The following is a 21,034-nucleotide window of genomic DNA, read 5'->3' as shown; positions in this document are numbered from 1 at the left end:
CGCATAAAGCCCCGATGCTAGTTTGCCCCGACGTTCCCGGAGGGCAAACCTTGACCATCAAAACGGCTATCACCATCGGCGCATTTTCCCTGGCGCTATCCGGCTGCGGCACCGCCGTCACCGTGTTGCAGGATGACGAGGACGCCACGCGCGGCCTGCGAAAACAGAAAACCTACTGCCAGTCCATTCCGCGCATTTACAGCGGACTCGCCCACGACTTCTGCCTGCTGCACGCGCCGCCCGACCCCACCGGCATTCTGGTGCCGGTCGTCCTGCTCGACCTGACCCTGTCCGGCGTCTTCGACACGGCTTGCCTGCCTTATACGATCTATCGTCAGGCGGTGGACGGGAATATCAGTGTTTATTGGCGGCCGAGCCGTGGATAGGCCAATCGACAAGGGTTCTGCGGGGTGAACGACATGGGGCAATTCGCACAGGGTCATTCCCGCCACGTTTACGCTATAATCCCGCCCTTTAGCTGTCTCTCGCCCGGTGCGAGGGCACATCATTTTTCAAGGCGCATCGCGCCTGAATGCAGACTAAAGAGGCTAGACCCCTGTGGCATTGACGATTCTTGGCCTGTCCGGCGCCCTTAGCCATGATCCTTCAGCAGCCTTGTACATCGACGGCAAGCTGGTCGCGGCGGCTGAGGAAGAGCGCTTCGTACGCGATAAACATGCAAAGAACCGCATGCCCTACGAATCGGCGAAGTTCTGCCTGGAGCAGGCTGGCATCAAGCCGTCCGACGTTGACGTGGTAGCGATTCCGTTCGCCCCGATCAGCATTTTCGGCAAGGCCCGCTGGCAGTACGCCAAGCGTTACTGGTACGCCCCGGACCGTGCACTCGACGCGATCCTGATGGGTAACCGCCGCTACAAGCGCTATCGCAACAAGATCGTCTGGTGCCTGGAGCAACTGGGCTTCGATCCGAAGAAAATCAAGATCGAACCGGTCGAACACCACCTGGCCCACGCTTCCAGTGCCTACCACTGCTCGGGTTTCAAAGAGAAAACCGCGATCCTCGGCATCGACGGCAAGGGCGAGTACGCCACGACCTTCTTCGGTTATGGCGAAAACGGCAAGATCCACAAGATCAAGGAATTCTTCGATCCGGACTCTCTCGGCGGCCTGTACGGCGCGATCACCGAGTTCCTCGGTTTCGACATGCTGGACGGTGAGTTCAAGGTCATGGGCATGGCGCCGTACGGCGACGCCAGCAAATACGATTTCTCGCGCCTGGCCTCGTTCGAGAACGGCGAGCTGGTGATCAACACCGACTACGCCAACGTGATCGGTCTGCGTCGCTATAAAGAGAAGGGCAAGGGTTACTACTTCTCGCCGAAGCTGATCGAGTGGCTGGGTCCGAAGCGCGAAGGCGACATCGCCGACGAGCCGTACATCCACTACGCCGCCAGCATTCAAGCGCTGTTCGAAAAAATTGCGCTGCAGATGATCGACTACTACCTGGGCGACGTGCTCAAGGAAACCGGCAAACTGGCTTACGCCGGTGGCTGTGCGTTGAACGTCAAGCTCAACCAGAAAATCATCGCCCGCGACGACGTCAAGGAACTGTTCGTGCAGCCTGCATCCGGCGACGCCGGCACCGCAGTCGGCGCAGCGGCCTATGTGTCCAACGCCCGTGGCGTACCGGTCGAGAAGATGGAACACGTCTACCTCGGCCCGTCGTACAGCAACGAAGACGTGATCGCCGCGTGCGCCCGTCACGAGAACAAGCCGACCTGGCGCAAGCTCGACAACATGCCGGAGCAGATCGCCAAGATCATGGTCGATGGCAACCCGGTGGCCTGGTTCCAGGGCCGCATGGAGTTCGGTCCGCGTGCTCTGGGTGGTCGTTCGATCATCGGTTGCCCGAGCGTCGCTGGCGTGGCTGACCGCATCAACCACCAGATCAAGTTCCGCGAGCGCTGGAGGCCTTTCTGCCCGTCGATGCTCGACACCGTTGCGCCGCAGATGATCAAGATCGATCACCCGGCGCCGTTCATGACCTTCACCTTCGAAGTGGCGGAAGAGTGGAAGACCCGCGTGCCGGAAGTCGTCCACGAAGACGGTACTTCCCGGGCCCAGGTGCTCAAGCGCGAATACAACCCGCGCTACTACGACATGATGAAGGCGCTGGAAGTGCTGACCGGCAACGGCGTGTCCCTGAACACCTCGCTCAACCGCCGTGGTGAACCGATGATCTGCTCGCCGACCGACGCCCTGAACATGTTCTTCGGCTCCGATCTGCAGTACCTGATCATGGAAGACATCCTGGTGGTCAAAGAAGGCGCAAACGCTTATGACACGCTCGGCTGAACGCCATGTGCTGCAGTTCTGCCACGGCTATGACGGGCCGTTCCTGGACTGCGCGCGGCAGTACGCCAGCCTGTTCGCGGGCACCGGTTATCGGGTCACCACGGTCTTTCTGACCGGGGCGGCCGATAGCGAGGTGGCTGCGGCCTGCGCCTCCGACGAAGTGTTGTTCATGGAATACAGCTCCAAGGCCATTCGTGGCCTGAAGCTGGGCGCCATCGGCGATCTGCGCAAGATCGCCGCTTCACGCAATTTCAGTTTCTGCATCGCCCATCGCTTCAAGCCGATCTACATCGCCTTGCTCGGCACTTCGCTGCCGGTGATTGGCGTGCACCACGCGTTTGGCGATTACAAACGCGGCACGCGCAAGCTGTTCGCGCACATTTTCCGCAAGCGCCTGAGCCTGCTCGGCGTGTCCGACGCGGTGCGCGACGACATGCGCCGCTGCCTGCCGAAATGGCCGGCGACGCGCATCCAGACCCTCTACAACCGCATCGATGTTTCGGCGTTGCAGATGAGTCAGGTGTCCGCCCGTGAAGCCCGCGAGACCCTCGGTCTTTCAGCGGATGCGTTCATTGTCGGCAACGTCGGTCGCCTGCACCCGGACAAGGATCAGGCCACGCTGCTGCACGGTTTTGCCGCGGCGCTGCCCGGTCTGCCGGCCAACAGCCAACTGGTGATTCTCGGCAAGGGGCGTCTTGAGGATGATCTGAAGGCGCTGGCCCGCGAACTGGGCGTCGGTGATCGCGTGCTGTTTCTCGGTCAGGTGCCGGACGCGCGCAATTATTTCCGTGCATTCGATGTGTTTGCCCTGAGTTCCGACCACGAACCGTTCGGCATGGTGCTGCTGGAGGCCATGGCCGCTGGCGTGCCGTTGTTGGCGACTGCGTGCGGCGGGGCGAAGGAAGTGGTCGAAGGCGTGGGCATTCTGTTCCCGCTGGGTGATGCCGAACATCTGGCCCAGGGCCTGAAACATCTGGCCGGCATGGACGAGCAGCAACGCCGTCAATGCGCCGAGATGATGTTCGATCGCCTGCGCGAGCGCTTCTCCGACCGCGCCGTACGCGACACCTTCTGGCATTTGCCGCAAGTTACCGATCTGGCACCGAGGGGCTGATGCTCAACCGATTTCAAGGCTGGCGCGAACGTGGCTGGTCGCCCGTTGACGCCTCAACTTATGCACAGGCCTGGCAGCGTTTTGGCGGCAGCGTCGCGACTCATCCGCTGGTCGTCGAGCGTCTGGCGGATCTGGCCGGCATCCCGGTGCGCTATCTGGCCTGGGAGCAGCAGGGCGAAGTCAAAGCGGCGATCCCGACCTGGGGCCGCGATCTGGCCTTGTCCAAGGACGTGCTCAAGCGCAACGGCAAGAAAGGCCTGTTCGACCTCGGCAACGCCGAGCTGATCCTGCCGGCCGCCGTCGATGCCCAGGCCCCGCTGCGCCATCGCGGGCGCTACCTGTCGGCGCTCAATGAAAACCGCTTCAGCGGTCTCAAGTTGCAGACCGAACAACTGGCCATGGCCCGCACCCCGGAAGAACTGTCGAAGAAGTTTCGCTACAACCAGCGTCGTGAGTTGCGCCTGCTTGAAGAGGCGGGCGGTGTCGTACGGCCGGTCAGCGAGTTCACGAGTGCGGAACTGGCAGCCATTTATTGCGACCTGTTCCAGCGTCGCTGGGGATTCCCGGCCACTGGCGCGGCACGCATGGCCGAGGTCATCGAGTTGTTGCGCGAGCTGTTGATCGGTTCGGTGATCTTCCTCAACGATGCGCCGATCGCCATTCAACTGGTGTATCGCGTCGAAGCGCCGGAGTGGATCAGCGTCGAATACATCAACGGCGGCGTCGACCCCGAAACCCGTGAATTCAGCCCCGGCAGTGTCTTGAGCTTCCTCAATACGCAATCGGCGTGGGAGCACGCCCGGGCGCTGAACAAGCCGCTACGCTTTTCCTTCGGTCGTGCCGACCGTGAATACAAGGATCGCTGGTGCAATCCTGTGCCGGTCTTCACCGTATGAGTCAGCCCATGAGCCGCAAACAGCAACTGCTCAAGCGTCACCGGCGCAATAAACGCATCGGCCTGTTGATCGCGCTGATCGTGTTGATCGCCCTCGGTGTGCTGGTGGCCTGGTGGTTGCCGCTGGTGCTGGCGGTGGTTGGCTGGATCGCTCACGAAGCGTGGTTCGCCGATCATTTGTTCTACTCGCCGAAAGACGACTACCAATACAGCTTTCCGCCGTTCACACCGCAGCCGAAAGTGCATTTGAGCGGTGAGCAGTTGCGCCTCGACGAGGGCGTGATGCTGGTGGACGACGCCACGCTGATCCTCGCCGTGCGGGTGAAAAGCACCTGGCTGGGACGTTTCTTCGATCCACGCGTGGAGCTTGCGGGCGGAGCGAATCCGGATGCACAGACCTTCGAACGTGGCGTCAACGGCCTGCGTTATCTGAACCTCAGCGGTCAGGCGCAGACCTTGTCGCAAGGCCTGTTGCGCCTGCGCGGACGTTTCTGCCGGGTGACCGGCGAGCCGGTGCTATGGGCGCTGGAACAACCGGATTACCGCCATCAGCGGGTGATGGTGATCGCGCCGCACGCCGACGATGCCGAGTTGGCCGCTTACGGTTTGTACAGTCAGGCCGATGAGGCCTGGATCGTTACCCTGACCGCCGGCGAGATCGAAGCCGAACACTATCAGCAAATGGGCCTGAACAAGGTCGAGGCGGCGCGACTCAAGGGCCGCTTGCGGGCCTGGGACAGCCTCGCCGTGCCGCGCTGGGCCGGTGTGCCGCAGGAACACTGCGTGCAGCTCGGGTATTTCTGCCTGCAACTGGCGGCGATGCAGGCTGCGCCGAATCAACCGGTGGGTTCGCGGGAAGCCGATCTGAGCGACACGCGAATTTTTCGTCAGTTGAATCCGTTTGCCTTGCCCGGCGATGCCGACGGCGCGCCGACCTGGAACAATCTGCTGGCCGACCTGCGTGACGTCCTGTCTCGTGCGCGTCCGGATGTGATCGTGCTGCCGCACCCGACGTTGGATCCGCATCCCGACCATATCTGCGCCCAGGAGGCCGTACTGGAAGCCTTGCGCGGTCTCGATTACCAACCGACCCTGCTCGGTTACGCCAACCACCTGCACGACAACGATCGCTGGCCGATGGGCGACAGCGGGCAGGGCATCGCCTTGCCGCCGACGTTCGATGCAAACGTGGCGATGCAGCCGCTGTGCCTGCCGCTGCCGATCGAGCTGCAACGTGACAAGGCCATGGCGCTGGGCATGATGCATGACCTGCAGCCGCCGGCACCGTTCAAGCGGCGCCTGCGCCGGCTGTTTCAGCGACTGCTGGCCGGTCGTATGCCGTCGGTCTATGGCGAGAACGAATTTTTCCGCAAAGCGGTCAGGCGCCAGGAGTTGTTCTGGGTGCTGAAGCAGAGCGAAACAGGCGCGACGGGTTCGCAACGGGGAGAGTCATGAGTCAACGCGCAAAGGTTCTGCAGCTGCAGCCCGACTACAACGTCAAATCCCATGATTTCGCCGACCTCGCCGAACAGATCGTCAAGGCTTTGCCGACGGATCGTTATGAGGTGACGGCAGCATTCCTGCGCGGCAAGCCCGGGCCGGGTGAAGCCGTCAGCCGGGCCGACCGTTCGGTGTATTTCGAGTTTTCCGACAAGTCCCTCAAAGGCATGCGCTTGCGGGCGATGTGGCAGCTGTACAAGTTCTGCCGGCGGGAAAAGTTTGATGTGGTGATCTGCAACCGGTTCAAACCGGTGAACATGATGCTGACGCTCAACCGCTGGTTGAAAGTGCCGTTGTGCATCGGCATTTCCCACGGTTTTGGCGAGTACGACCGCTTCTATCGCCGTCGTCAGACCCAGCGTCTGATCGATCGCCACTGGCGCTTTGTCGGTGTGTCGCCGGCGGTCAAGCAGTACCTGCTGGACTGCGATTGCGGTTTCACCGATCAGAATACGTACGCGATCACCAACGCCATCGACATCGAACAGGCCGAAGGTTTGCAGCACAGCCGCGAGCGGGCCCGTGAGCTGCTCGGTATCGACCCGAAGGTGCGGCTGATCGGTGCGCTGGGCCGGCTGGTGTCGGTCAAGGGCCACACTTACCTGTTGCAGGCTTTCGCCCAACTGAAAGACAAATACCCGAACACCCAACTGGCAATCATCGGTGCCGGGCGCCTGCAAGCGCCGCTGGCGGCCGAGATCGAACAGTTGGGTTTGAGCGGTCGCGCGCACCTGCTGGGCTTCAAGGAAAACGCCCTGCAATACGTACGAGCGTTCGATATCTGGACCATGCCGTCGCTGGCCGAAGGCCTGGGCCTGGCCTTGCTGGAAGGCATGAGCGGGCATCTGCCGGTGATCGCGTCGAACGTGCCGGCCATGTTGCCGCTGATCGAAGGTGCCGGTGGCCTGTCGATCACCCCCAAGGACGTGACGAGCCTGGTGACGGCGCTGGATACCTACCTCGGGCTGTCGGATGACGAGCTCAAGGCCAAGGGCGAGCAGGCCTATCGCTATTTGCAGGAACAACACGACATCGAGGTCTTCCGCCAGGAATACCTGACCCTGATCGACTCCGGCCTGGCGCAGGCCCGCAAGGAACAGCCATGAGTGAGGTCACCGCCCTGAGCGATGCACAACCCATCGTCACCGTGATCATCGCGTCCTACAACCACGGACCGTACATCGAGGAAAGCATCCTCAGCGTCATCAACCAGAGCTACAAGAATATTGAGCTGCTGGTGGTCGACGACGGCTCGAAGGATGACAGCGTGGAGCGCATCAATGCCTTGCAGGCCAGGCACGGCTTCGACTTCCGCGTGCAGCAGAACCAGGGCCTGACCAATACGCTGAACGGCGCGATTGCGCGGGCCAGGGGCAGCCTGATCGTGCCGTTCGGCTCCGACGACATCATGTACCCGGACCGGATCGCCACCCAGGTCGCGTACATGGACGGCAAGCCGGAAGTGGGTATCTGCGCCGGCAACATCGAGTTGATGGACGCAGACGGCAACCTCTACCCGGAAAAGCGCCAGCGTCGGGACGTGCCGTTCCGTCGCCTGGATTTCGATGACATGTTCCTGGAGCGCAAGCCGTATCCGCCGGCGCCGACCCTGATGATCCGCCGCGAGGCGCTGGACAAGGTGGGAGGGTTCGATCCGACGATTCGTCTTGAGGATCTGTACATCGAGCTGAAAGTCACCCGCGCCGGGTATTTCATCGACGGCCTGAACGTGGTGATGGCGCGCTATCGCAAACACGCCACGAACTCGTACAAGAACCACCGTTTCATGATCGAAAACATCCTGCGCACCTACGCGCTGTTCAGCGATCACCCGCTGTACGACGAGGTGCGCTACAAGTCGCTCAATTCGATGTTCCTGAAAACCGCCAACCGTGACCGCAAACTGGCGCGGGAGCTGCTGGCACAGATTCCGCTCAAGGCCTGGAACAAGAAAACCTGGCGCGGTCTGGGCCGGCTGCTGTTTTCACCGCTGGAAAAGGACTGAGCCATGGGCTGGCTTCAGCGCTGGCGTGAGCAGCGCGCCAAACGGGCGATTCGCAAGCTGCCGAAGATCGAACGCGGCGCGGCGCGGTTCGCCCGGGCTTACCCTGACTACAGCTTTGGCCGGGGCAGTTATGGTCTGCCGATCGTTCATGACTGGAAGGAAGGCTCGACGCTGAAGATCGGTGCCTACTGTTCGATTGCCGTAGGTGTGCAGATCTTTCTTGGCGGGCATCACCGGGCGGACTGGGTGACCACGTTTCCCTTTCCGGCGATGCTGCCGGAGGCCGCTGGCATCTGCGATTACAGCGGTACTCACGGGGACGTGATAATCGGCAACGATGTCTGGCTGTGCTCCAACTGCACAATCCTGTCGGGTGTCACGATCGGCAGTGGCGCGATCATCGCTGCCGGTGCACTGGTCACACGGGATGTCGAACCCTATGCGGTCATGGGCGGCAATCCGGCGAAGTTCCTGCGCTGGCGGTTTCCCGAGGAGCAGCGTCAGGAGTTGTTGCAGAGTGCCTGGTGGGATTGGCCGGAAGCCGAACTGCGCGGGCTGGTCGACACGCTCTGCAGCGATGACATCGAGGCTTTCCTGAGTTATGCCCGTCAACGTCAGCCGGTGTAGCCGCTCAGTGGTCCTGAACGGCTTTGTCGGCCAGTTTTTTCGGCGCCTGCTTCTGGCGTAACCATTGCAGAAACTTCCTGCCTGCTTCGATGCCCGGTTTCTCGATGTACAGAAATGTCAGGCTGGCGATCACGATCAGCAGACAACTGCACACGGCCATCAACAGCAGATAGAGGATCGGGTTCTGTGGATTGAAGGGAACCAGGTGTGGCAGTTGCTGCACCATCATCCAGAGCACATAGCCGTGCAGCAGATAGGTGCTGTAGCTGATCTCTCCCAGCCAGCGGACGCTACGCAGGCGCAAGGCGCCAAATAGCGCGTTGCCCGATGCCACGATGACGAAAAACACGCCCAGCAACAGCAGCGGCATCAGGCTGAAGGCGCGTTTGTATTGCGTCATCACGAGAACAAGGGCCAGCAGGGCAATGAAGGTGGCGAACCGTGTCTGGCTCCATGCCACCAGATGGGGACGTCTCACCCAGTAAGCCGCGGCGATCCCCCCCAGGAAACTCGCCAGAAAGTGCTTTTTCAGCGAATGCTCCCAGCCGACCACCTGATAAAGGGCATAAATCCCGATCAGACACAGGACCACCTGCAGCCAGTGCTTGCGGTAGATGAATATCAGCCCCAGAAGTGGCAGCGCCAGGTAGAAAAACACCTCATAGGCCAGCGTCCAGGTCACGTTGGAAATCAACATGCCGCTATGGGGGTACTGATTGATGTCGGGTCGGTCGAACGTCAGCCAGGCCAGTATCTGCCCGGCCAGCTGCGTGCCGGAGTCTTTCAGTTCCCAGCCTTGCAGGTGGAAGACGGTGACAAACACGATCAGCATCAGCGGCAGGTAAAGCGGATAAAGCCGAAACACCCGTGAGACCGCAAATGCCTGCCAGTCATGGTCGCGACCCTGTTTGAGCAGGCGGCTCCAGAACAGGAAGCCGGTGATCATGAAAAACAGCGCGACACTGGCCTGGCCCAATTGGGAGTAGAGATTGCTGGGCGGAAAGTCGATGACGCCGGTGCGCAGGTAGAACCAGGTAATGATTGCGTGATGAATGAACACGCCAAAAGCCAGATAGCCGCGCAAGCCGTCAATGCTGTTATAGCGGCTTTCGCCGCTATGACGCAGGTGCTGGGCGGCTTTGGGTATCAGACGCAGGAACATTACCGACGTCGCGATAGCGAGCAGATACGCTATCGCGGCAAAGACTGGGTTTGTATCCGTCATGATCAGTGGGCCCGAGCCGGGCGACCTCCCTGTTGCACTTGCCGGTGCAGATTGTCGACGGCAGCCTTGGAGGCCGTCACCGAATACCCCTGGAGCAGGGCATCGAAGTGATCCTCGAACAGCCAGCGCTTGTCTTCCGTGTAGCGTTGCATGTGGCGCAAATTGCGCTGGCGCAATGAAAGGCTCAAGGGTGATGGATAGATGCGCAGGTCGGCCAGATCGATCAGCCCGAACTCACCGTCCTCCAGCACCAGCACGTTACCCAGATGCAGTGAGCGGAAATAGACACCCTGCTCATGAAGCCGGGCCATGAACTTGCCGAAACGTTCGACCAGCGCCTGTCGCACCGCTGGTGCGGGGATGCCCTGCAGCACCTGACGCAAGGTGTGACCCGGCAACGGAGCGTAGTGCACCGCGCTGCTGCCATCGTCCAGGCGATACAGATTCAGCACCTGCGGGGTCGGGATGCCCATCCGGCGCAATTGTTCGCTATTGATGGCGAAGCGTTCGGAGTACGGGTTGAAGTTGCCGGAGGTGTACCAGCGGCGGCGACGGAACAGCTTGAGGAAGCTGCCATCGGTCAGGCGCAGGACCTTTGGACCCAGGCCGTCCTCTTCGATCACCTGAGCATCGGCGCAGCGTTGTTGCAGGCCGGAGACCGACAGTTTCTGCACCGGTATTGCCAGCAGACGTCGGGCCCGCTGATTGATGCTGATCGCAGCAATCAGCGCCAGCGGAATCCACAGCAGGAACCAGTGTTCCTTGGGGCGCGAAATGATGCCGCCACCTTCTGTCAGCCCGGCACCGATGCCGAACACCAGCCAGGTGGAAGCGATGATCAGCAAGGGTTGTACGCGTTGACGCCAGCTGCTCAGCAAGCTCCAGCCCTGGAAGAACAGCCACGGCAGCAGGCCCAGGATGCCGACGTAATAAAGCACGCCGAGGACGAAGCTGTGCGGTTCCTGAAAGCTGTAGCCAACGCCCGGGTCAATCGCCAGATCGGCGTTGTAGCCATGACCGATCCAGGGGTGATCGGCAATTTTTTGCAGGGCAATCTGCCAGATTTCGAAACGGTAGGAGTCGCCGCGCTCGGTGATCATCTTCGAGAACAGGGCGACCACGGCGATGCCGACGGCCGCCAGCGACCCCAGCATCACCAGCGAACGCCGGTTCCAGCAGATGAAGGCCAGCCACAAGGCCGCCATGGTCAAGGCGACCAGCGGCGTTCTGGAACCGGTCGAGATCACCGCCGCGAACATGATCAGCATCGCCGGCAGGCTGAGCCAGAGCAGGCGGCCATGTTTGCAGGACATGCTGACGCTGAGCCAGTAGGCGCAGAAAAAACCGAACAGATGGGAGCTGAGCAGCGGGTTGTCGAACGCCCCGCCGCCGACCAGACGCGCACCTGGCTGGTAATGATGGATAAAGGGGATCAGGAAACAGATCGTGGCGATCAGGGCAACCACGGCCGCGACGAACAGCATCGGCGAAATAATGTCACTGCGGTAGCGCACCACCAGGTAGCAACCGACGAACAGCAGCAAGGTATGCAGCGGGGGTTTGAGCATGCCGCCGAACGATTCGCCATCGGGCGGACCCCAGCACAGACTGAGCAACGCCCAGGCGATGAACGCAAGCACCGCAAGAATCACCGGTTCGGCCAGCAGCTCTTTCAACTCCCGCGGGCGCAGGCACAGGGCGATCAGTGCAGGAATGCTGAACAGACCATAAAACAGTTTGTGATGCAGGCTGCGACCCGGCAGGAAGAACAGCGCGCACAAGAGCAGGAAGAAGCCGACGGGAAGTATCCACAGGCTGATGAAATCGAAGATTCGATTGGACGTACTGCTGAAGCCGCGAAGTTGCATGCTGTGAGATTCAATCCTGAAGTTGATCGGCCATTTCATTGATGGCTATTTGATGCTGAAAAAGATGCCTAACAATAACAGCCTTTGCCCGATTGCCAGAACCCTGAAGAAGCTGTGCTAAAGTCAGCGTCCTTTTTATCGACTCTCGCGTGATATGACCGACTCCAGTCTCGCCGCAAGCCCTTCGAGCTTGAAAATCTACTTCCGCCTGCTCGGCTACGTCCGGCCGTATATCAGTCTGTTCCTGATCAGCATCGTCGGTTTTCTGATTTTCGCATCGACCCAGCCGATGCTCGGTTACATTCTCAAGTATTTCGTCGACGGTCTGTCCAATCCCGAGGCAGTGCTGTTTCCCACCGTGCCGTACCTGCGCGACCTGCAACTGTTGCAGGCCGTACCGCTGCTGATCATCCTGATCGCTGCGTGGCAGGGCCTGGGATCCTATCTGGGCAACTACTTCCTGGCCAAGGTCTCCCTGGGCCTGGTGCACGATCTGCGGGTGCAGCTGTTCAACAACCTGCTGGTGCTGCCGAACCGGTATTTCGACAAGCATAACTCCGGCCATCTGATTTCGCGTATCACCTTCAACGTGACCATGGTCACGGGGGCGGCAACAGATGCGATCAAGGTCGTAATCCGTGAAGGCATGACGGTGATCTTCCTGTTCGCCTCCCTGTTGTTCATGAACTGGAAGCTGACGCTGGTGATGGTCGCCATCCTGCCGCTGATCGCCGTGATGGTGCGTACCGCGAGCAAGAAATTCCGCAAGCAGAGCAAGAAGATCCAGGCGGCCATGGGCGACGTGACACACGTGGCCTCGGAAACCATCCAGGGTTATCGCGTGGTGCGCAGCTTCGGCGGCGAAACCTACGAAGAAAAACGCTTCCTCAACGCCAGTCAGAGCAATACCGACAAACAACTGCGCATGACCCGCACCGGCGCGATCTACACGCCGATGCTGCAACTGGTGATCTACAGCGCCATGGCGGTGTTGATGTTCCTGGTGCTGTTCCTGCGCGGTGACGCTTCGGCGGGTGACATGGTGGCCTACATCACCCTGGCCGGCTTGCTGCCAAAGCCGATTCGCCAGTTGTCCGAAGTCAGCTCGACCATCCAGAAGGGCGTTGCCGGTGCCGAAAGCATTTTCGAGCAGTTGGACGTCGAGCCGGAAATCGATACCGGCACGATCGAGCGCGATGCGGTCAGCGGTCGTCTCGATGTGCGCAACCTGAGCTTCACCTACCCGGGGACCGAACGTCAGGTACTCGACAACATCAGCTTCTCGGTCGAGCCGGGGCAGATGGTGGCGCTGGTGGGGCGCTCCGGCAGCGGCAAGTCGACGCTGGCCAACCTGATCCCGCGCTTCTATCACCACGACAAGGGTGAAATCCTGATCGATGGCGTGGAAGTCGAGCAGTACAAGTTGCTCAACCTGCGCCGCCACATCGCCCAGGTGACCCAGCACGTCACGCTGTTCAGCGACACCGTGGCCAACAACATTGCCTATGGCGACCTGGCCGGGGCACCGCGTGAAGACATCGAGAAAGCGGCGCGTGATGCGTACGCGATGGATTTCATCGCGCAACTGCCGGAAGGCCTGGACACCCAGGTCGGCGAGAACGGCGTGCTGCTTTCCGGCGGTCAGCGCCAGCGCCTGGCGATTGCCCGTGCCTTGCTCAAGAACGCGCCGCTGCTGATCCTCGACGAGGCCACCTCGGCTCTCGACACCGAATCCGAGCGGCACATTCAGGCGGCTCTGGACCAGGTGATGAAAGGCCGCACCACGCTGGTGATCGCTCACCGTCTGTCGACTATCGAGAAGGCCGATCTGATTCTGGTCATGGATCAGGGCCGGATCGTCGAGCGCGGGACTCACGGCGACCTGCTGGCGCAGAACGGCTACTACGCGCGTCTGAACGCCATGGGCCTCGATGCGCCGGCCGAAGACATCGCCTGATCCAGCCTTGTGAAGGTCGGGCGCGCAATGCGCCCGGCCATTTGTATCCGAATCTTTACCCTTCTTGACCAAACCTGCATAAAACCCGGCATCGCGCTTGTTAAGGTTCCTGACTGAACTCTGACTTCCAACGAAGGGGCTATCCCCGTCGCGCGGGTACTCTCATGCTGCAACGCTATCTGTGGAAACTGTTGCCCAAGTCGCAGCGAACCTTCCTGCTTGGGCGCCTGTCGGTGGTCGACCGGCAAGTGGTGAACAAGTCGATGTCGGCCAACTTGCGCTTTCCCAAAGCTTTCGAGCAGCATTCCTGTCTGTTCATTCATGTGCCCAAATGCGCCGGCAGCAGCGTGTGCGCGGCGATGTTCGACGGCTGGCGGCCGGGCCATCTGCCGTTGTACTGGTATGAAGAACAGTTTCCCGCGCAGTTTGCGGCTGCCTACAAGTTCGCTTTCGTGCGTGATCCGCTGGAGCGTGCCTATTCGGCCTACGCGTTCCTGCGGGGCAACGAACTGAGCGAGCGTGATCACGCAGCGCAGCAAATGGTCAGGCATTACCGCGACTTCGACGATTTTGTTGCACGCTGGCTACATGCCGACACCATTGCGCGACAATTGCACTTTGCCGCGCAAACCGACTTTCTCACCGATTCGCTGGGCCGCCTGGCGCTGGATTTCGTTGGCTATCAGGAGCATCTGGAGCGGGACTTCCGCCTGGTGTGTGAGCACCTGGGGCTGACGAGTCAATTGCAGCACGTCAACGTTTCCCGGCAGCGGCGTCCGCTGCCGGCGCGTGATTTCTGCACGCAGCGCACCCGACGCCTGGTTCGGCGGGTCTATGAACGTGACTACGAGATGCTCGGCTATGAATGAAGCACTGTCCGTTTCCCTGTTGCCACCGGCCATCCGCCCCTATGCCCTGGCACTGCCCGCCCAGGCTCGCGCCGAGCAGAAGTCGCAGCAACCGCGCTGCCTGTGGCTGACCGGGTTGTCCGGGGCCGGCAAATCGACGCTGGCCAATGCACTGGAGCTGCATCTGCATCAGTTCGGTCTGCATACGTTCCTGCTCGATGGCGACAACCTGCGCGGCGGTCTTTGTCGCGATCTGGGGATGACCGAGGCCTGTCGGCGCGAGAACATCCGGCGCACCGCCGAAGTGGCACGGTTGATGGTGGACGCCGGGTTGATCGTGATCGTGGCCGCCATTTCACCGTTTCGTGCCGAGCGGGATACGGCACGCCGGCTGTTTGCCGAAGGCGATTTCATTGAAGTGCATGTCAGCACCTCGCTGGAGGTCTGCGCCCGACGCGACCCGAAGGGGTTGTACCGGGCGGCGCGGGAAGGGCGGATCAAGGACTTCACCGGGATCGACAGCCCGTACGAGGCGCCGCTGGCGGCCGAGTGCCGGATCGATACCGATGAGGTGGAACTGGCCGATGCCTGCCATCGACTGGCCGCGTTCCTGTGCAAAAAATGAGCAAAAAAGCCTGTCGTTTCATCCTGTTGCAGCCACCGCACAAGCCTTCGCCAACCCTGTGTTAATATCGCGCCCCTGTTCATTTTGTATGTGGGTTGCTCCATGAAGTTGTCCATGCCGCGATTCGATCAAGCCCCTGTCTTGGTGGTCGGCGATGTCATGCTCGACCGTTACTGGCATGGTGGTACCTCACGGATTTCCCCTGAGGCGCCGGTTCCGGTTGTAAAGGTCGAGCAAATCGAAGACCGCCCGGGCGGTGCCGCCAACGTTGCCTTGAACATTGCCGCGCTGGGCGCGCCGGCGTCGCTGGTCGGTGTGACCGGTGACGACGAAGCCGCCGACAGCCTGAGCAACAGCCTCAAGGGTGCGGGCGTGCGGGCCTTGTTCCAGCGCATTGCGCACCAGCCGACCATCGTCAAGCTGCGGGTCATGAGCCGGCACCAGCAATTGCTGCGTATCGACTTCGAAGAGCCGTTCGCCACTGACGCCCTGGCCCTTGCTTCCCAGGTCGACGACCTGCTGGAAGGCATCAAGGTGCTGGTGTTGTCCGACTACGGCAAAGGCGCCCTGAAAAACCATCAGGCGTTGATCCAGGCCGCCCGTGCCAAAGGCATTCCGGTGCTGGCCGACCCGAAGGGCAAGGATTTCTCGATCTACCGTGGCGCGAGCCTGATCACCCCGAATCTCAGCGAGTTCGAAGCTATCGTCGGCGGTTGCGCCGATGAGCACGAACTGGTGAGCAAGGGCGCAACGCTGATGCACGACCTCGAGCTCGGCGCACTGCTGGTGACCCGCGGCGAGCACGGCATGACCCTGCTGCGTCCGGATCATCCGGCGCTGCACCTGCCGGCCCGGGCCCGTGAAGTGTTCGACGTGACCGGTGCCGGCGACACGGTGATTTCCACCCTGGCGGCCGCGATTGCCGCTGGCGAAGAACTGCCGCACGCGGTGGCGCTGGCCAACCTGGCGGCCGGCATCGTGGTCGGCAAGCTGGGTACGGCGGCGATCAGCGCTCCGGAACTGCGCCGCGCGATTCAGCGCGAGGAAGGTTCCGAGCGGGGTGTGCTGGGTCTGGAGCAACTGCTGCTGGCGGTTGCCGATGCCCGGGCGCACAACGAGCGGATCGTGTTCACCAACGGCTGTTTCGACATCCTCCATGCCGGCCACGTGACCTACCTCGAGCAGGCGCGGGCCCAGGGCGATCGCCTGATCGTCGCGATCAACGATGACGCTTCGGTCAGCCGCCTGAAAGGCCCGGGCCGGCCGATCAACAGCGTCGATCGGCGCATGGCGGTTCTCGCCGGTCTCGGTGCGGTGGATTGGGTGATCAGCTTCGCCGAAGGCACCCCGGAAAACCTGCTGCGCGAGGTCAAGCCGGACGTGTTGGTGAAGGGCGGCGACTATGGCATCGACCAGGTTGTCGGCGCCGACATCGTCAAGGCCTACGGTGGCACCGTTAAAGTGCTGGGGCTGGTGGAAAACAGCTCGACCACGGCGATTGTGGAAAAAATCCGCAAGTCCGAGTGATGCAAGCATAAAGACCGCGCCTGCGACGACTCTCTGGAGTCACTCGCAGGCGCGGTCTTTTGCCGTTCAGGAGTTCACTTTCTTGCGCGGCACGATCTTCTTCAGCAGTTGTTTCGCCTTGCCGCGCAATCGCGCCAGCCCCGTGTCCTTGGGCGGGGGCGTCAAACCTTGCTGCCGCAGCCAGTCCTTCCAGCGAATCCGCTCCTCGCGCACCAGCCAGCCGTCCTGTCGGGCGAAGCTCTCCGCCAGATACAGACCGCGAGTGCCCGCCGGGTACAGCTGACCTTTCTTCAGCGTGTACAGCTCAGGGAGCGGTTCGCCGTCCTGCAACGGCATCAAGTACAGATCGGGGCGTTTGCGGTCGAGCCGGGCGACCAGTTGATCGCCTTCCAGCCGTTCATCGACATGGAACAGGCTCAGACTCTTGGCTTCCTTGGGCACGTCCAGCCGCAGGTCGTAGATCAATTGCAGGGACGCGGTCGGCAAGTGCACGTAGGCCTGTGGCCGTTCGAGCAATTGCAGGTTGGCGCAGCGCACCGGTCGGGCCGAACCGGACAGCGGCGTCAGGCGAAAGGGCAGGGCCTCGCGGTAATGCAGCGCCGACGCGTACGGCGCTGGCAGCCAGGTGTCGTTGAAGCGCCCGCCGAGCCAGCCTTCCGGGGTTTCCAGCAGGCATTCCTCGGCGATCTCCTGGATCGCCGTGTGCAGCGGAATGTTCAGTTCATGCGCCGGCACGTAGCCGGAAATCAGCTTGAGCACGACATCGCCGCGATCCTGCCGCCGCTGGCGCACCAGCACCCAGTAATCACGATTCTGCCAGTGCAGGGTCAGGCGCACCGAGACGCCGAGGTTGGCCAGCTCCAGCGCAAAGCGTTCGGCATCCGCCACGCTGACCGGTTTGCGCCGTTGCAGGGTCTGGGCGAAATTCAGCGGCATGCCGACGCTCTGGTAGGTCAGGCCTTCGGGCGTCGCTTCGACGAACAGCGGCAGCGTCTTGAAGTTGCTCGGGTTCTTTCTGATGAGCGTACGCGGCATGTCGGCTCCTGCTTAAGGCCGCGGGGCGGCGTCATTGACCACGAAGGACCTGAGCAACGGTCGCAACGTTATGGGCGAGGTGCAGCGGATTGATCGTCCCGACAATGGCGCTGGCCACACCGGGCTGGGCGAACAGCAACTCGAAGCTGGCGCGCACCGGGTCCACGCCGGGACTCAGGCACACGTGACCGCTGGCCAGCGCCTTCTTCACCAGAATGGCTTTGCCGTGGGCAGCAGCATAGTCAATGACTGCCTTCTCGTTTTGCTCGTTCAGATTGTAGGTGACCATCGCGCAATCGCCTTGCTCCAGTGCTTTCAGGCCACCGTCGACGGTTTTGCCGGAGAAACCGAAGCCGCGAATCTTGCCCTCGGCCTTCAGCGCCGCGAGGGTCGCGTAGACTTCGCTGTCATTGAGAATCGCAAGATCGTTGCCATCGGAGTGCACCAGCACCAGGTCGATAAAATCGGTTTCCAGACGTTGCAGGCTGCGCTCCACCGACATTCGCGTGTGAGCGGCGCTGAAGTCGTGGGTCGACTGGCCATCGACAAATTCTTCGCCGACCTTGCTGACGATCACCCAATCCTCGCGCTCGCCGCGCAACAGCGGGCCGAGGCGCTCTTCGCTGCGGCCATAGGCCGGTGCGGTGTCGATCAGGTTGATGCCCAGCTCTCGCGCCTGCTTGAGCAGCATCCGCGCAGCGTCGTCGTCGGGGATCTGAAAGCCGTTGGGGTATTTCACCCCTTGGTCGCGACCGAGTTTGACGGTGCCCAGGCCCAGCGGCGAAACCTTCAGGCCGGTGCTGCCCAACGGGCGATGCAAATCGTGCAGGGTCGGCAGGCTCATGGCAGCAGTTGCTCCCAGGCCGGAACGCCCATCGGTGGTTTCGGCAGCTCGGGCAGCGGAGCCGGGTGGCTCGGCTGGATGCCGTCACGTTCGAGGGACGCGATCACCCGGTCGGCGAAGTCCGGCGCCAGGGCGAGTTTGGTTGGCCAGCCGACCAGCAGGCGACCTTCTTCGGCGAGGAAGGCGTTGTCCGGGCGGGTCAGGCCGGTTTGCAGCGGTTCGGCGCGGTCGACGCGCAGGGTCGCCCACTGCGTGGTGCTGAGATCGATCCACGGCAACAACTGTGCAATTTCCTTTTGCGCAGTGGCGATCTGCTCGGCCGGCTCGCGGGCAACGCCTTCGCTTTCGGCAATGTCGCCACCCATGTACCAGACCCACTGACCATTCGCTGCCGGATGGGTCGTCACGGTAATCCGTGGCTTGGTGCCGCCACCGAGGCAGTGAGCGTACAGCGGCTTCAGGCCGGGGCCCTTGGCGATGATCATGTGCAACGGCCGGCGTTGCATGGCCGGATGAGTCAGGCCGAGGGTTTCCAGCAGCGCTGCGGTGCCGGCACCGGCACTGATGACAATGCGCTGGGCACGAATCTCTCGGCCATCAACTTTCAAGCCAACCAGCACGCCGCTTTCCAGCAACGGCTCGATGTTCTGGCCGGCGAGCAGACCGTCGCCCGCCAGGTCGGCCAGGCGCTGGATCACGCTCGGCACATCGACCACCAGCTCGGCGAGGCGGTAAACCTTGCCCTTGAAGCGCTTGTCCTGCAGGGCCGGCGGTAATTGGTCGCCCTTGACTTGATCGACCCGGCCACGCACCGCTTTACTGGCGAAGAAACTGGTGAGGTTGCCGGCCAGGGTGCCCGGCGACCACAGGTAATGGGCTTCGGACAGCAGGCGCACGCCGCTCAGGTCCAGTTCGCCGTCGCCGGCCAGGGCTTCACGCCAGCGGCGCGGCATGTCGGCGATGGCTTCCGAGGCGCCGGTCAGCGCACCGTGCAACGCGTACTTGGCGCCGCCATGGATGATGCCCTGGGACTTCACACTCTGCCCGCCGCCGAGGCTGGCGCTTTCCACCAGCACGGTCGAAAAACCCTGGCGGCGCAGGCGCGCGTTCAGCCAGAGACCGGCGACACCCGCGCCGACAATCAGCACGTCGGTGGAAATTGGAGATGGCATGCAACGACCTCAGTGTTCAAGACGAGGGCGCAGTATACAGACTCGGGGAAAAGGGGATTTGTTGCTGATCAACAGAGGGAAGGCACCCGCCACGGTGGGAGCACGCTGGCTCCCACAGGGATCTGGATCGACCTATCAGTGGCCGGCGGTTTTCGAGAACAGCTGGATCACCACCACGCCGAGCACGATCAAGCCCATCCCGAGCATCGCCGGGATATCCAGCTTCTGTCCGTAGATGAACAGCGCCGCGATGCTGACCATCACGATGCCCATGCCGGCCCACACCGCGTAGGCCACGCCCACCGGCACGCTGCGCACTACCAGCGTCAGCATCCAGAACGCGATGCCGTAGCCGACGATGACCAGCACCAGTGGCAAAGGCGTGCTGAAACCTTTGACGGCTTTCATCGAAACGGTCGCGATCACTTCGGCGCAAATGGCGATGGCCAGGTAGACGTAAGCGTTCATGTTCAAATCCTCGTGTGAAGCGTTGCTTTCTGAGGCGGCATTCTAGTGACTCCCCAGATGGGGTAAAGTCATTACCTATCTGTTTACGAGATGGGTTGGCCGATGAGCATGCAGTGGAATCTGGATCAGTTACGCGTGTTCGTCGCGGTCGCCGAACAACGCTCGTTCTCCGCTGTGGCGCGCCAGCAGCGCAAGGCGCAGTCGGCGATCAGCAGCGCGATTGCCATGCTGGAGGACGACCTTGGTGTCAGTTTGTTCGAGCGTAGCAGCGGTCGCCAGCCGAGTCTTACCGAAGCGGGTGAAGCCTTGCTCGAAGAGGCGCGGGAAGTCCTGCGTCAGTGCGAGCGCCTGAACGGCCGGGCCATGGCCATGTTGCGCGGTCAGGAGGCGCAACTGCGGGTCGCCCAGGATGAGGCGATGCCGTATCAGGCACTGGTGGAGAGCTTCGGCGCACTGGCCGAGCAGTTTCCGAGTCTGGAGGTGCAACTGACCAGCGCGGCCCAGGGCGAGGTTTCGCGCAAACTGGTGGAGCGCCGGGCCGATCTCGGGCTGTTGTTCTATCACGATGAAATTCCCGAGGCACTGGAGCGCCGGGTGCTGGGCAGCGTGGAGATGGTCACGGTGTGTGGCGTCAATCACCCGCTGGCGGCGCAATCCCGGGTTAATTGCCAGCAACTGGCGCAGCATCGGCAACTGTTGATGTCGACCCAGACCAGCGTTTACCCCGGCAGCGAACCGGCCAGCCCGCAGGTGTGGCGCGCCGACAGTTTCTACGTGATGGCCGAATGGCTGGTGCGCGACCTCGGCTGGGCCTGGCTGCCGCGCCACGTGGTGCAGTACTCGGCGTATCAAGGGCTGATGGTGGAACTCGACAGCGAATGGACGCCGCCGGCGCTGGTGGTGGAACTGGTCTGGCGTCGTGACGAACCGCTGGGGCCGGCGGCGCGTTGGCTGGCGGAGCGATTTGCCATACACCTGCGGGCGATCGGCGGCAAAAGCCGATAAACT

19 protein-coding genes are annotated in these 21,034 nt (G+C 61.9%); 13 read left to right on the top strand and 6 right to left on the bottom strand.

Annotated elements, in window-relative coordinates:
• Positions 1 to 50 precede the first annotated feature (50 nt).
• The 8 genes from AC1RR7_RS12460 (at position 51) to AC1RR7_RS12425 (ending at position 8,457) form a co-directional block, all read left to right on the top strand.
• Entirely contained in the window at positions 51 to 386 is a 336-nt protein-coding gene (locus AC1RR7_RS12460; protein ID WP_102620161.1) for a YceK/YidQ family lipoprotein, read from the top strand.
• 172 nt (positions 387 to 558) lie between these two features.
• Positions 559 to 2,316, top strand: coding sequence for a carbamoyltransferase family protein (locus AC1RR7_RS12455; protein ID WP_007952261.1), 1,758 nt, complete (start codon positions 559 to 561; stop codon positions 2,314 to 2,316).
• Positions 2,300 to 3,430, top strand: a complete 1,131-nt coding sequence (locus AC1RR7_RS12450; RefSeq protein WP_096819863.1) for a glycosyltransferase — start codon at positions 2,300 to 2,302, stop codon at positions 3,428 to 3,430. The genes AC1RR7_RS12455 and AC1RR7_RS12450 overlap by 17 nt, the downstream gene beginning before the upstream one ends.
• Entirely contained in the window at positions 3,430 to 4,326 is an 897-nt protein-coding gene (locus AC1RR7_RS12445; protein ID WP_096819862.1) for an antimicrobial resistance protein Mig-14, read from the top strand. The genes AC1RR7_RS12450 and AC1RR7_RS12445 overlap by 1 nt, the downstream gene beginning before the upstream one ends.
• Positions 4,327 to 4,334: 8 nt before the next feature.
• Positions 4,335 to 5,780 (top strand): PIG-L family deacetylase, encoded by a 1,446-nt coding sequence (locus AC1RR7_RS12440; protein ID WP_493157548.1) that lies wholly within the window; start codon positions 4,335 to 4,337, stop codon positions 5,778 to 5,780.
• A complete protein-coding gene (locus AC1RR7_RS12435; protein WP_096819860.1) occupies positions 5,777 to 6,931 on the top strand; it encodes a glycosyltransferase family 4 protein in 1,155 nt (384 codons plus the stop codon). Before AC1RR7_RS12440 ends, AC1RR7_RS12435 begins: the two co-directional genes overlap by 4 nt.
• Before the next feature lie 14 nt (positions 6,932 to 6,945).
• On the top strand, positions 6,946 to 7,830 hold the full coding sequence (locus AC1RR7_RS12430) for a glycosyltransferase (RefSeq protein WP_493157768.1): 885 nt from the start codon (positions 6,946 to 6,948) through the stop codon (positions 7,828 to 7,830).
• Between the two features lie 3 nt (positions 7,831 to 7,833).
• Entirely contained in the window at positions 7,834 to 8,457 is a 624-nt protein-coding gene (locus AC1RR7_RS12425) for a CatB-related O-acetyltransferase (protein ID WP_493157546.1), read from the top strand.
• 4 nt (positions 8,458 to 8,461) lie between these two features.
• On the opposite strand, the gene AC1RR7_RS12420 is transcribed toward AC1RR7_RS12425, so the two are convergent.
• Both AC1RR7_RS12420 and AC1RR7_RS12415 read right to left on the bottom strand, forming a co-directional pair.
• Positions 8,462 to 9,682 carry an acyltransferase family protein gene (locus AC1RR7_RS12420; RefSeq protein WP_102620155.1) on the bottom strand — a complete coding sequence of 407 codons (1,221 nt, stop codon included), beginning with the start codon at positions 9,680 to 9,682 and terminating at the stop codon, positions 8,462 to 8,464.
• 2 nt (positions 9,683 to 9,684) lie between these two features.
• Positions 9,685 to 11,550 carry an O-antigen ligase family protein gene (locus AC1RR7_RS12415; RefSeq protein ID WP_493157545.1) on the bottom strand — a complete coding sequence of 622 codons (1,866 nt, stop codon included), beginning with the start codon at positions 11,548 to 11,550 and terminating at the stop codon, positions 9,685 to 9,687.
• A 154-nt stretch (positions 11,551 to 11,704) separates the two neighbouring features.
• Here AC1RR7_RS12415 and msbA point away from each other — a divergent pair, with 154 nt between their 5' ends.
• The 4 genes from msbA to hldE all read left to right on the top strand — a co-directional run bounded on the left by msbA (position 11,705) and on the right by hldE (position 16,507).
• The gene (msbA, locus tag AC1RR7_RS12410; protein WP_102620153.1) at positions 11,705 to 13,507 is read left to right on the top strand and encodes a lipid A export permease/ATP-binding protein MsbA; all 1,803 of its coding nucleotides are present in this window, start codon (positions 11,705 to 11,707) and stop codon (positions 13,505 to 13,507) included.
• A 164-nt stretch (positions 13,508 to 13,671) separates the two neighbouring features.
• Positions 13,672 to 14,376 carry a sulfotransferase family 2 domain-containing protein gene (locus AC1RR7_RS12405; protein WP_096819855.1) on the top strand — a complete coding sequence of 235 codons (705 nt, stop codon included), beginning with the start codon at positions 13,672 to 13,674 and terminating at the stop codon, positions 14,374 to 14,376.
• The gene (gene cysC / locus AC1RR7_RS12400) at positions 14,369 to 14,980 is read left to right on the top strand and encodes an adenylyl-sulfate kinase (protein WP_096819854.1); all 612 of its coding nucleotides are present in this window, start codon (positions 14,369 to 14,371) and stop codon (positions 14,978 to 14,980) included. Before AC1RR7_RS12405 ends, cysC begins: the two co-directional genes overlap by 8 nt.
• 102 nt (positions 14,981 to 15,082) lie before the next feature.
• Positions 15,083 to 16,507 carry a bifunctional D-glycero-beta-D-manno-heptose-7-phosphate kinase/D-glycero-beta-D-manno-heptose 1-phosphate adenylyltransferase HldE gene (hldE, locus tag AC1RR7_RS12395; protein ID WP_096819853.1) on the top strand — a complete coding sequence of 475 codons (1,425 nt, stop codon included), beginning with the start codon at positions 15,083 to 15,085 and terminating at the stop codon, positions 16,505 to 16,507.
• A gap of 66 nt (positions 16,508 to 16,573) precedes the next feature.
• Here the strand turns inward: hldE and AC1RR7_RS12390 are convergent, their stop codons facing one another.
• From AC1RR7_RS12390 to AC1RR7_RS12375, 4 genes are all read right to left on the bottom strand, one after another.
• Entirely contained in the window at positions 16,574 to 17,542 is a 969-nt protein-coding gene (locus AC1RR7_RS12390; protein ID WP_096819852.1) for a metal ABC transporter ATPase, read from the bottom strand.
• A 31-nt stretch (positions 17,543 to 17,573) separates the two neighbouring features.
• The gene (locus AC1RR7_RS12385; protein WP_096819851.1) at positions 17,574 to 18,386 is read right to left on the bottom strand and encodes an aldo/keto reductase; all 813 of its coding nucleotides are present in this window, start codon (positions 18,384 to 18,386) and stop codon (positions 17,574 to 17,576) included.
• Positions 18,383 to 19,558 carry an FAD-dependent oxidoreductase gene (locus tag AC1RR7_RS12380; protein WP_273536195.1) on the bottom strand — a complete coding sequence of 392 codons (1,176 nt, stop codon included), beginning with the start codon at positions 19,556 to 19,558 and terminating at the stop codon, positions 18,383 to 18,385. Before AC1RR7_RS12380 ends, AC1RR7_RS12385 begins: the two co-directional genes overlap by 4 nt.
• A 135-nt stretch (positions 19,559 to 19,693) precedes the next feature.
• The gene (locus AC1RR7_RS12375) at positions 19,694 to 20,026 is read right to left on the bottom strand and encodes a DMT family transporter (RefSeq protein WP_096819849.1); all 333 of its coding nucleotides are present in this window, start codon (positions 20,024 to 20,026) and stop codon (positions 19,694 to 19,696) included.
• A 102-nt stretch (positions 20,027 to 20,128) separates the two neighbouring features.
• Between AC1RR7_RS12375 and AC1RR7_RS12370 the strand changes: the two genes are divergently transcribed.
• Positions 20,129 to 21,031 carry a LysR family transcriptional regulator gene (locus AC1RR7_RS12370; protein WP_096819848.1) on the top strand — a complete coding sequence of 301 codons (903 nt, stop codon included), beginning with the start codon at positions 20,129 to 20,131 and terminating at the stop codon, positions 21,029 to 21,031.
• Positions 21,032 to 21,034: the final 3 nt, after the last annotated feature.

This window comes from Pseudomonas sp. GW821-FHT11G12 (assembly GCF_058808055.1).
Note: the sequence above shows the minus strand (reverse complement) of the source record. Positions and strands in the feature narration are given on the sequence as shown.